Here is a 12,220-nt window from a genome sequence, read left to right on the forward strand (position 1 = left end):
TTCTCCTACCAGATAGAAAACAGAACACCTGGCTCTAGATAGATATCTAAGCCTTGTGTCAGCAACAAATAGAACGCGATGACGAACGGAAATGAAGCACCAAACAGAATGGATTTTCTTCTTTCACCCAACAGGTAGAAACCGATCATCAGGAAGAAACCAGTGGCGAGCACGAACCCCACGTAAGTCAGACCTACACCATACATTGCCATCAACACTAAAAAGCCGATCAGCAATTTCCAGTTGAAGCCAAGGGTTGCACCACTTTCTTCGTCTGGCTGCGCAGTCACAAGAAGCATCAGGGACAGAATGACACCGACAACCGTCAGAAGAGTAGGGAGGGTGCGAGCGGTAAAGGGTTCGTACTCATCACCGGGGAACATAGGGATTTGCGTGGTTTGATAGCCGTAACATAAACATACGACCAGAAAGATCATCGCACCCACGCGGTCACGACAAAATAAGTTGGTGGGCTTAGCAGACATAGCTCAATCCTTTGTTTTGATGTAAGGAAAAGAGCCGCATACGCCTAGTTAATCAATTTAGTTGTGATGAAACCGATAAAGCAGCACCACTTGAGGGATAACTAAATAAACAAAGGAGTTTGGCGTTTTACAGCGTACGCGGCAAAGGGGCTACCAATCCATTTTAAAGAGCAGAATAAACTACAGCCTATTAGGTTTTCTCTGCACCTCTCAACGGATTGGTAAATGCTTTACTTCAGGAAACCAAGTTCACGCATCAGTGAACCCATTTGTTTTTCCTGATCTTCCAAGAACTTGTAAAAGTCTTGGTCTGGCTTGTAGTTGTCGATCCAGCCATTACGGTTACGAACGGTTGCCCACTCTTTAGTGGTGTACATTTTAGACAGCGCCTCGTTGTACTCATCAATTTTGGCTTGTGTTGTACCCGGTGCCGCAAAGAAGCCACGCCAGTTTGCAAATACCGTTTCGTTGCCGTATTCCGTCAGTGTCGGAACTTCAGGTGCCGCAGGAAGACGCTTAGGCGCAGTTACCGCTAAGATTTTTACCTGACCGTTTTTCGACATTTCCAGTACTTCGCCTAAACCGGTAGACAGAAGCTGAGTTTCGCCAGAAAGTAGGGCAGCCATCGCTTTACCACCAGCATCGTAGGCAATGTAACGAACTGCTTTGGCATCAAACCCTTCGCCTTTAAATGCTGCTGCTACGACAAGGTGGTCCATGCTGCCACGTGCAGAACCGCCAGCAATTTTTACTTTACGAGGGTTATCTTTGAAATCTGCAACTACTTCTTTCCAGTCGTTGTACTTGGAATCAGCAGGTGCCACGATCGCACCGTAGTCGGCAATGGTGGCTGCAACAGGGGTAAGGTCACGGAAAGATTGAGGGAAAATACCTGTTAACGAGCGAATAACGATAGGTGTAGAGTTCACCATCAGCGTGTCTTCTTGACGCTCCGCCGTTTCGATAAGGTGCGCAATGGCTTTACCACCGCCACCACCGGACAGGTTTTGGAATGAAACTTTGTCGACAATGTCAGATTTTACCAATGCATCACCCGTACCACGCGCGGTCATATCCCAACCGCCACCAGCACCGCCAGGGATCAAGAAGTGGATCTTCTCCATGTCTGCTGCAAATGCGCCGAAAGAAAAGCTTGCGGCTATCGCTGCAGCGGCAAATGTGGGTTTCAGTACCTTTATCATGTCACGTTCCTTATGTGGTTAAACTCATTCTCTGATGAGATTAATTGTTATGTTTATGTTGCCATTTAGGGCTGATTGTTAACTTAATGTGCGTGACCGACATTGCCCAGATAGAAGACTTAAAAAGAATAAAAAACAAAAAATGAATTAAGTTCATATTGTTCACAGTATCAATATTTAAACTTGTTGCATATGAATTGCGCGATGGCTACTATTTAGCAAAACCATGTTATATAAGGATATATTTTTGTGGGTAGCGCATTATCTGAAAAACAGAAAAACCTCATCGCAGCTAAAAGAGCTGTTGAATATGTAAAACAGAAAATGACTATTGGTGCTGCAAACAAACCACTTAACAGTGTCTTAGCGTTTGTAAGTGGTTCAGAAAGTCCGACTGCGTGTTTAACGAGAATTCGTAGCGTAAATGATGAAGCCGGAAGCAACTTAGAGTGGCTTAGAGCTGTTGCTAAAAGAGCTGAATCAAACGGCTGTGGAAACTGTGGTGAGCAAGCTGCCATTGCATTCTGTTGGTTACTGGATCATGGCTATAAGCCTGTTGATTATATGGTCCGTGTAAATGCTGATCACGCCTTCGTCGTAATTGGGAGGTTGAAAGAAGGTACTGCTGGAGATCCAAAAACGTGGGGAGACGATGCGGTTGTATGCGATCCTTGGGATAGAAGTGCTTACTCAGCTTCTTATATTACATCGAGAATGTGGGGAGGAGGCCAAGTTAGTCCCAATTCTCTATGCAGGACGGAGAAATAGGAATCGCGTTATGTTTTTGTTTATTTATATACTTTCTTGGTTGAGTGTCATTTGCGGAGCATGGCTAATTACACTTAACGCAAGACCACACCTATTACAAATTGCTCCATTTGTATTGTCTCTAGTACTGGTGGCGTTTGTTGCAAAATATGGGAAAAGGTCGCTAATTATTGTTCTTTGCGCTGCTGCGATACTTGGATTGATAGTTGGATCTCTACAAGTAAATGGATTGATTTCAATAGGACACACTGGTGTCATGGAAATACCCGCTGATAGAAAATAGTCATTTCCTACCTGTTAGCCGTACTGGTACACACCGAGTACGGTTGTTTTTCTAATTCTTCATACAAACCTCTCGTTTCATTTCTCAAAAACACGCAAGTTAAATTAGGTCGTTTATTCGACATTAGTCTAAATTGTCGACAATCTACTTGATCTAATAGCTTTTGGTGGCTAAATTTTGATCTAAATATGCAGATTGTTGACAATGTTGAGATTGAAATGTCTATAGCAGTACCAGAAAAAGAAGCCACCAAATCAGAAAACCTCACCAGTAGCTTGGTGGAATCGATTGTTGAAGGGCAGATTGCGCCCGGCAGCAAAATCTCGGAACCCGAACTGGCAAAGCGCTTTAATGTGAGCCGAGGACCGTTGCGTGAAGCCATTATGAGATTGGAAGGTTTGGGTTTGATAGAGCGAATTCCTCATGTTGGAGCTCGTGTTATTCACATCTCCCTTACTCATTTATCGGAGCTTTATGCCGTGCGTGAGGCTCTAGAAGGCATGGCGGCAAGATTAGCGGCGAGATACATCACTGACGAAGAAATCGAAGGTTTGAGTCAGTTATTGTCGACACATTCCGATCACATCGAACAGGTAGAGGGGTCTTCTTACTTCCACCAGCATGGCGATTTCGACTTCCATTACCGAATTATTAAAGCCAGCCGAAACAGCAAGCTAGTCACCTTACTTTGCGATGAGCTGTATCACCTGCTTCGGATGTACCGATATCAGTCTCCACGCTCGCATTCTCGCCCCGAGCAAGCGCTGGAGGAACATAAATTCATACTTAAAGCCATTCAAAACCGAGACGAAGAGTTAGCGGAAATGCTGATGAGAAGACACATCTCGTGCAGCCGCCAGCTTATCGAACAACAAATTCAACAGGAGAGTGAAGCATGACGGCAGAGAAAGCCTCACCAGGGAAGAAGTTTCGCTTAGCAGTCGAAAACCATCACCCACTGCAAATTGTCGGCACTATCAATGCGTATTGCGCCATGATGGCGAAGAATACTGGTCACCAGGCGATATATTTGTCTGGCGGTGGCATTGCTAATGCTTCTTATGGTTTGCCCGATCTTGGTATCACCACACTTAACGATGTGCTGGTGGATGTGGAGCGCGTCACTAACGCGTGCGATTTGCCTTTGTTGGTGGATATCGATACCGGATTTGGTGGCGCATTCAATATTGCGCGCACTATCAAGTTGATGGAGAAAGCAGGCGCGGCAGCAGTACACATGGAAGATCAGGTTGCTCAAAAGCGATGTGGTCACCGACCAAACAAAGCCATTGTGACCACAGATGAAATGGCTGATCGCATCAAAGCTGCAGTAGATGCCAAAACCGATTCTGACTTTGTTCTTATGGCAAGAACCGATGCACTCGCCGTAGAGGGAATGGACAGCGCAATTGAGCGCTGCATAGCTTATGTGGAATCGGGCGCTGATATGTTGTTTCCAGAAGCATTCGTCGAGCTAGACCAATATCAGGTGCTTTCAGGCGCGTTACGACGTCACTTTGGAAGGTCCATTCCCATCCTTGCCAACATTACAGAGTTTGGTCAAACCCCACTTTTTGGTGGGCAGGAACTGGCAGAGCACTCAGTGGATATGGTGCTTTACCCTCTCAGCGCCTTCCGCGCCATGAATAAAGCGGCGGAAATGGTCTATTCCCATCTACTAAATGAAGGCAATCAAGAAGCATTGGTTGACCAAATGCAAACCCGAAAAGAGTTATATCAACACCTAAATTACCACGACTATGAGGACAAGCTAGACGAGCTGTTCGCAGAAAAATAGGGTTTCGACCCACTCAAATCCAATAACGTGAAGCGGCTGGCGAACCAATCAACCTAAAAATATAAGGATTGGGCAAAAGCCACAATGACAAGGAGTCTGTCATGACAGATAAACCACTTGGCGGCGCAGGGCTGCGGGGACAGAGTGCGGGTTCTACTGCACTGTGTACCGTAGGAAAAAGCGGAACAGGCTTAACCTACCGCGGGTACGACATTACCGATCTTGCCAACCATGCGGAGTTTGAAGAAGTCGCGTATTTGCTGTTGCGCGGAAAGCTGCCAAATCGGCAAGAGCTTAGCGAGTATAAGGAGTTACTCCGTTTATTACGTGGTTTACCAGAGCCACTAAAAAAAGCGCTGGAGCTTTTGCCTTCCGAAGCGCACCCCATGGATGTCATGAGGACGGGATGCTCGGTATTAGGGAACCTCGAAACCGAAAACACCTTTGACGACCAGCTTTCAGCGACTGAAAGAATGCTGGCGCTTTTCCCAGCCATTATTTGTTACTGGTATCGCTATTCTCACGATGGAATAAGAATTGATACCGAAGATCGCTCCGAAGACAGTATCGGCGGCTACTTTCTCAAAATGCTGACCGATGAACCTGCCTCTGAACTGCACAAGCAGGTGATGCACTGTTCTCTTATTCTGTATGCCGAGCATGAGTTTAATGCCTCTACCTTTACTGCAAGGGTATGTGCATCGACTTTGTCGGACATTCATTCCTGCGTGACGGGTGCGATTGGCACTTTGCGAGGTCCATTACATGGTGGCGCAAATGAAGCTGCTATGGCGATGATCGAAAACTGGCAAACCCCTGAAGAGGCAGAGCGAGAAATTCTTGGCATGCTGGAGCGTAAAGAGAAAATCATGGGCTTCGGTCATGCCATATACCGCGAGAGCGACCCACGTAATGCGCTGATTAAAGCGTGGTCAAAAAAACTGTCAGAAGCCGTTGGTGATACTCACCTTTATGCGGTGAGCGAACGGGTTGAGTCGGTTATGAAACGCGAAAAAGATCTGTTTTGTAATGCCGATTTCTTCCACGCGTCCGCTTATCACTTTATGGACATTCCCACCAAGTTGTTTACCCCGATTTTTGTAATGAGCCGACTGACAGGTTGGTGTGCGCATGTGTTTGAACAGCGGGAGAACAACCGAATCATTCGCCCAAGTGCCGATTACATTGGTCCAGAACATCAAGAATGGCTGCCAATCGACCAGCGTCAATAGAATTTAAGGAAGAAGAAATGACACAAAACGTAGAGATTAACGAACGCCCAGCTCCCGATGATCTGCTGGTGGAAATTGCAGAATACGTGAGTAACACCGACATTCAATCCGAAGAGGCGTACAACACGGCGCGAAACTGCCTGATGGATACTTTGGGATGTGGTTTGCTGGCGCTTCGTTTCCCAGAATGCACTAAGCACCTCGGTCCGATTGTTCCGGGCACTACCGTCAGGCATGGTGCACGAGTACCAGGCACATCTCATGAACTCGATCCAATCACTGCTGCGTTCAATATCGGCTGCATCATCCGCTGGTTAGATTTTAACGATACCTGGCTGGCAGCAGAATGGGGGCACCCATCGGATAATCTAGGCGGTATTTTGGCTACAGCAGATTATCTGAGCCGAAGTGCAGTAGCGGAAGGTAAAGCACCGTTGACCATGAAAGATGTGCTTACGGCGATGATCAAAGCACATGAAATTCAGGGTGTGCTGGCTCTTGAAAATTCCTACAATCGAGTTGGTTTAGATCACGTTCTATTAGTACGTGTTGCCTCAACGGCAGTGGTAACCAAAATGCTGGGTGGCAGTAAAGATCAAATCATTGATGCAGTGTCTCAGGCTTGGGTAGACGGTTGTGCGCTTCGTACTTATCGTCACGCACCGAATGCTGGCTCCCGAAAATCCTGGGCAGCGGGGGACGCGACTTCTCGCGCTGTTCGCCTTGCGATGATCACCATGAAAGGCGAAATGGGTCTGCCTTCTGTCTTAACTGCGCCTAAGTGGGGTTATTACGATGTGCTGTTTAATGGCGTGTCGTTCAAAGTCAGCCAGCCATTCAGTAGCTACGTGATGGAGAATGTTCTGTTCAAGATTTCATTCCCTGCAGAATTTCATTCTCAAACCGCGGTGGAATGTGCCGTGGCGCTTCATAACGAAGTCAAAGACAAAGTGGATCAGATTGCGAGAATTGAGGTGACCACGCATGAGTCTGCGATTCGCATTATTTCTAAATCAGGCAACTTAGCGAATCCAGCCGACCGTGACCACTGCTTGCAGTACATGATTGCGGTGCCATTGCTTTACGGCGACTTGGTTGCAGAACATTACGAAGACAGTTTCCATCATGGCGATCCCCGTATTGATGCGCTGCGCGAGAAAATGATGATCATCGAAGACTCTCGCTACAGCCGTGAATATCTGGAGTCGGACAAGCGTTCTATCGCCAATGCGATTCAGGTGTTTTTTGAAGACGGTTCGTCTACCGACAAGATAGAAATTGAATACCCAATTGGTCACCGCCGACGCCGCGAAGAAGGGATTCCAGTATTGGAGCAGAAGTTCCTACGCAATCTGCAAACTCGTTTCCCGGCTGGTCGTTCGCAGCAAATCTTTGACCTATGTAAAGACCAACAAGCACTCGAAAGCATGCCCGTACATGAATTCATGAGCTTGTTTGCCATTAACTAACCGAAATGTGGGGTCAATAGAGACCCCACATTTCTTCTCGGAGGAAGAACGGATGTCTACCTACGAAAAAGAATACCAATTTGCGTGTAATGAACCCGAAGCGTTTTGGAAGAAACAAGCGCAAAATCTCGATTGGTTTCGATTCCCTGATCAAATCCTTAGCAAAGATGAACACGGAATCGACCGCTGGTTTGCCGACGGTGAAATCAACACCTGTTGGCTGGCACTGGATTACCACATTGAGCAGGGAAATGGCGATAAAACAGCATTGTTCTATGACTCTCCGGTCACCAAAACTAAACAGGCGTACACCTACAGTGAACTCCTTAAAGAGGTGTCGCACGTTGCAGGCATGTTGGTAAAACATGGAGTAGGCAAGGGTGACCGGGTGGTGATTTACATGCCAATGATCCCCCAAGCCGCGATGGCAATGTTGGCTTGCGCCAGAATTGGTGCCATTCATTCGGTGGTGTTTGGTGGATTCGCCCCAAACGAACTGGCGGTAAGAATTGAAGACGCTGAACCAAGAGTAGTGCTGACGGCATCCTGCGGGATTGAAGTGAACAAAGTACTGGCGTACAAACCCATCGTTGATAAAGCCATTATGGACAGCCGCTGGAAGCCCTCGTCGGTGATTGTGTATCAGCGTCCGGAATGTGTAGCTAATCTCTCCCATGAAAGAGATAGGGAATGGCAAAGTGAGCAAGAGAGTGCGCCAAATACCGATTGCGTATCACTAAAATCGACCGATCCGCTTTATATCCTCTATACCTCAGGAACAACGGGAAAACCCAAAGGTGTTGTTCGGGACAATGGCGGTCATGCGGTTGCGATGAAGTATTCCATGTCCTGCGTGTATAACTTGGGTCAAGACGGTGTGTTTTGGGCAGCGTCAGACGTGGGTTGGGTTGTTGGTCATTCTTACATTGTGTACGCCCCTTTAATTCACGGTTGTACAACGGTTTTATTTGAAGGAAAGCCTATCAAAACGCCTGATCCCGGTGCGTTCTGGCGAGTGTGTGAAGAGTACCAAGTGAACGTTTTGTTTTCTGCACCAACGGCATTTCGTGCGATTAAGAAAGAAGATCCAGACGGCAACCACGTTAAGCTTTACGACTTAAGCAAGCTTCAAAGCATATTTATGGCAGGTGAAAGGCTTGATCCTCCGACGCAAGCTTGGGTAGAGAATTGCACTTTGAAACCAGTGATTGACCATTGGTGGCAGACTGAAACAGGTTGGGCGATTGCGGGTAATCCAACTGGTATAGAAATGCTAAAGGTGAAACACGGCAGTGCGACCAAACCGATGCCGGGGTATCAAGTGTCGATTTTGGATGAGCTTGGTAACCAGAAAGCGCCCAACCAACAAGGGTATGTTGCGATAAAACGCCCACTGCCTCCCAGTTGCTTACCAACTATTTGGCGAAATCACGACAGGTTTGAAAGTGGCTATCTGTCGCAGTTTGAAGGCTATTATGTATCCGGTGATGGAGGTTACCTAGACGAAGACGGTTATCTTTTCATTATGGGCAGAGTGGATGACGTAATTAATGTTGCAGGTCATCGCCTGTCTACCGGTGAGATGGAAGAAGTGGTTGGCGGGCATCCCGCTGTGGCGGAATGTGCCGTAGTTGGAGTACACGATGATTTGAAAGGGCAAACCCCACTTGGGTTTGTGGTGCTTAAAGACGGTGTCGCCATTTCTGATGAGAATATTCAAACCGAACTCGTTGGTAAAGTTCGTGAGGAAATTGGGGCGGTAGCGTGTTTCAAAAACGCATTGGTTGTCGACAGATTACCCAAAACCCGATCAGGTAAAATTTTGAGGCGGGTCATTCGTCAAATCGCTGATGGAGAGCAGTATACCGTGCCATCTACGATTGACGACCCAACCAGTTTGAACGAACTGGAAAGGGTGATTCACCCAGCTAAAAAATAACCCAACACAGACGCGCCAATTGGCGCGTTTTCATTTGTTAGTGTCTGTGAAACAAGAAATTCCATTTTGGCACTGCACCTTGTTGTGTCTTATGTATATACTTACAAAGTCAACAGACCCTAAACATACGCTTTATTTCCATAAACTTATGAGCACTTATCGCATTCGCGCTGCCCAAGTTGAAGACTTGGAAGCACTCAACAAATTCATGTACCAATTACACGACTACCATCATCGTGAGACCCCCGATTTATTCAAATCACCGGAAGAGGTTGAACAAGAGAAAAGTATTTCCCGGTATATCGATGATCCTGAGTGCTTTGTTTATGTGGCGGAGGACGACGAACAATCGCTTGTGGGCTTTGTTTCTGGTCACTTTTGTGAGTTACAGTCGTCAATCATGAAGCCTGTAACCATGGGCAGTATTGACGAAATCTTTGTTACTCCCGAACACAGAAAAACCGGAGTGGCTCAGATGCTATTCGAACGTCTCGAAACGGCATTTAAAGAGTGTGGAGTGAAGCAAATGTTTGTTGAGGTCTGGCACTTTAATGAAGCTGCTTTAAACTTTTATAACAAACTGGGCTTGAATCATCATATTCATTGGATGCGTAAGCCACTGACTTAAAAAAATTAACCTATCTTTCAAACTAATCACAGGGATTGCTCATCGTGACACCTCGTCATCTCTTTTCTTATTTGGCGCTTGTTTTATCTTTTTTCGCCAGCTTTACCCATGCTTCCTCTGAAACACCACCTAAGTACAAAGGGGCACTTTGCTTAATTGCCAGCCATGACGGAAAAATTGTTATGGTTCGCGAGGCTATCACAGGTCAGCTTTCCATTCCCGGAGGTCATGTTGAAGAAGGGGAAGAACCAGCCAAAGCCGCTGAACGAGAAGCCTGGGAAGAATCCGGGCTGGTTGTGACAGCGATAGGTAAACTGGGTGTTTTAGGGAACGCGGCGCTATATGACTGTGTGTCTGATTCCCCTGTGGTGGCTTTCAACCACAAAGACGAAGGTGGGCACAATATTGTTCCGGCATGGTTTGCTCCTCACTACGGAATAGAAACCAAACAGGTTGTATTGGCACACATCGCAGAGGTCAATAAGGCGAATTACCGTTACCCGTCTCAAATCGATGCACTTCAATACTATTCCGAAAAAGCCGCAAGACAAAAAGTGGCGTACATCGATGACATTGTAGAAGCTGCGATTCCGTTTCATCAGAAAGAAATTCGTTATATTAAAGCCCTGCAAGAAGGGGTATTGAGTGCTTCGCCTGCGTTGTTGCCGTACATTCATTCCTTCTTCTACGTTGGAGATATTCTTGCCAGCCCCTGGATGCTGATCGTACTGATTCCGGCAGCATTTATGGTATTTGGTCGTTACTTTGGCGCTGAGCTTTTGTTCGCCGTGGTGAGTGTGGCGGTGTTAGCGCTGGTTGCTCAAGTCGGTGTTGGTTTTGCGAGACCTCATGCCTTTATGCCGGAGCTTATGTTGGGTGACACCTTTGGCTTTGGAATGCCGAGCATGACGAGCGCACTGATGGTCACTGTACTGGGGCTGTTTTATCTGCATGCAACCCGTGAATACCCAATTGAAATGGTCAGGCGCTATTTGCCAACGATTGTGGTGCTTGTCCTTTTTCATGGTTTATCGACCGTTTATCTGGGTGCTCAGTACTTCACCGACGTTCTGGCAGGGATGGCGTTAGGGGGAATGGCAGTTTGGCATTTCAACAGACTGGATAAAAAAGACGAAGTACATACTGGTGAGATCCTAAGTAGTGCCTCCGTTTGGTGGGTTGCCGTAGTCATTATCGCTGTTTTGGGTACATTGTGGCCAAGACCGGACTTTGCGTATTGGTTTGCCACATCCATCGCAATTGCTTCTGTGTTTACGTTCCTTAAACCAAAAGTTGAATCCAGACATCGCAGCGTTAAACACATCGTAACCGTCATTTTCATATTGATGTTTGCCAACTTACTTTACAGTGTTGTGAAAACATTCCTGAATTACAGCTCAATCATCGCTTTGGTACTGGAGGCGTCTCGCTACCCGGTATTGGTTTTGATATTCGCTATTACCCAACTTCGTGAAGGGAAAGATCAAACAGAGAAGAAATAGTTAGACCAGAAATAAACAGAAATCGTTATAGACCCTAAAAATAGAGCCCATTTGGGCTCTATTTTTTTGTCGGTTGGTCGGTACTTTTACAAAGGCTGGCATGTTCGTTAGAAGTGCGTATAATCCGGCAGTTCGCTGTATGAGAAGGGCAAATTTGCCTAACCAGCTTGTCTAGTCTGCTTTGCAAGACTAGTAATTAAAACTCAATCAAAAAGAAGTATTGTCGTGTTGAATAGCCAGTATAAAATCAACGAAATGTTTGAAACCATTCAGGGGGAGGGCACCTTCACCGGAGTGCCATCTGTATTTGTCCGTTTGCAAGAATGCCCAGTCGGTTGTGCGTGGTGTGACACCAAGCAAACCTGGGAAGCAGAAGAACAAGATCAGGTCCCTATTGGCGACATCATGATTAAAACGGCAGACTCACCTACTTGGTGTTTTGTCTCTGCTGGCGACATCGTTGAGCAGTATCAAAAACACGGCTATACCGCCAAAAACATCGTCATCACTGGTGGCGAACCCTGCGTTTATGACCTTGTTGCACTTACAAAGGCATTTGAGGATATTGGCTGCCAATGCCAAATCGAAACCAGCGGAACCTTCGAAGTTAAAGCCACTGATTCCACTTGGGTGACGGTTTCCCCTAAAATTGCCATGAAAGGCAAGCTGCCAGTGCTGGTCTCTGCTCTTGAAAGAGCGAATGAGATCAAACATCCGGTTGGTACTCAGAAAGACATCGATCAGCTAGATGAATTGATTGCCAGCGCCGATGTGTCGGATGAAACCACCATTGCGTTGCAGCCAATCAGCCAGAAGCCAAGAGCAACTAAGCTTTGTATCGATACCTGCATCGCTCGTAACTGGCGCCTGTCTGTTCAGACTCATAAATATTTGAATATCGCTTAAACCGAGGA

11 protein-coding genes are annotated in these 12,220 nt (G+C 46.6%); 9 read left to right on the forward strand and 2 right to left on the reverse strand.

The window, feature by feature from the left end; all coding sequences use genetic code 11:
- Positions 1-5 precede the first annotated feature (5 nt).
- Positions 6-485 carry a tripartite tricarboxylate transporter TctB family protein gene (locus tag QMG91_RS08025; protein ID WP_281830168.1) on the reverse strand — a complete coding sequence of 160 codons (480 nt, stop codon included), beginning with the start codon at positions 483-485 and terminating at the stop codon, positions 6-8.
- A 230-nt stretch (positions 486-715) separates the two neighbouring features.
- Complete coding sequence (locus QMG91_RS08030; protein ID WP_004405843.1) at positions 716-1,687, reverse strand: tripartite tricarboxylate transporter substrate binding protein; 972 nt, start codon at positions 1,685-1,687, stop codon at positions 716-718.
- A gap of 249 nt (positions 1,688-1,936) precedes the next feature.
- Between QMG91_RS08030 and QMG91_RS08035 the strand changes: the two genes are divergently transcribed.
- The 9 genes from QMG91_RS08035 to queE all read left to right on the forward strand — a co-directional run bounded on the left by QMG91_RS08035 (position 1,937) and on the right by queE (position 12,212).
- Positions 1,937-2,455, forward strand: a complete 519-nt coding sequence (locus QMG91_RS08035; protein WP_281830171.1) for a hypothetical protein — start codon at positions 1,937-1,939, stop codon at positions 2,453-2,455.
- Positions 2,456-2,956: 501 nt separating this feature from the next.
- On the forward strand, positions 2,957-3,637 hold the full coding sequence (locus tag QMG91_RS08040) for a GntR family transcriptional regulator (protein WP_281830173.1): 681 nt from the start codon (positions 2,957-2,959) through the stop codon (positions 3,635-3,637).
- Positions 3,634-4,536, forward strand: a complete 903-nt coding sequence (gene prpB / locus QMG91_RS08045) for a methylisocitrate lyase (protein WP_281830175.1) — start codon at positions 3,634-3,636, stop codon at positions 4,534-4,536. The genes QMG91_RS08040 and prpB overlap by 4 nt, the downstream gene beginning before the upstream one ends.
- Before the next feature lie 101 nt (positions 4,537-4,637).
- Positions 4,638-5,768: a bifunctional 2-methylcitrate synthase/citrate synthase gene (prpC, locus tag QMG91_RS08050; protein ID WP_281830177.1), complete on the forward strand. Its 1,131-nt coding sequence runs from the start codon at positions 4,638-4,640 to the stop codon at positions 5,766-5,768.
- A 17-nt stretch (positions 5,769-5,785) separates the two neighbouring features.
- Entirely contained in the window at positions 5,786-7,237 is a 1,452-nt protein-coding gene (locus tag QMG91_RS08055) for a bifunctional 2-methylcitrate dehydratase/aconitate hydratase (protein ID WP_281830179.1), read from the forward strand.
- A gap of 52 nt (positions 7,238-7,289) precedes the next feature.
- Positions 7,290-9,176 (forward strand): propionyl-CoA synthetase, encoded by a 1,887-nt coding sequence (locus QMG91_RS08060; RefSeq protein WP_281830180.1) that lies wholly within the window; start codon positions 7,290-7,292, stop codon positions 9,174-9,176.
- A gap of 148 nt (positions 9,177-9,324) precedes the next feature.
- Positions 9,325-9,804, forward strand: a complete 480-nt coding sequence (locus QMG91_RS08065) for a GNAT family N-acetyltransferase (protein WP_004405835.1) — start codon at positions 9,325-9,327, stop codon at positions 9,802-9,804.
- A gap of 44 nt (positions 9,805-9,848) precedes the next feature.
- The gene (locus tag QMG91_RS08070; RefSeq protein WP_004405834.1) at positions 9,849-11,306 is read left to right on the forward strand and encodes a bifunctional NUDIX hydrolase/phosphatase PAP2 family protein; all 1,458 of its coding nucleotides are present in this window, start codon (positions 9,849-9,851) and stop codon (positions 11,304-11,306) included.
- Between the two features lie 255 nt (positions 11,307-11,561).
- Entirely contained in the window at positions 11,562-12,212 is a 651-nt protein-coding gene (queE, locus tag QMG91_RS08075; RefSeq protein ID WP_038143663.1) for a 7-carboxy-7-deazaguanine synthase QueE, read from the forward strand.
- Positions 12,213-12,220: the final 8 nt, after the last annotated feature.

Source organism: Vibrio nigripulchritudo (assembly GCF_027924785.1).
Lineage (GTDB): Bacteria > Pseudomonadota > Gammaproteobacteria > Enterobacterales > Vibrionaceae > Vibrio > Vibrio nigripulchritudo.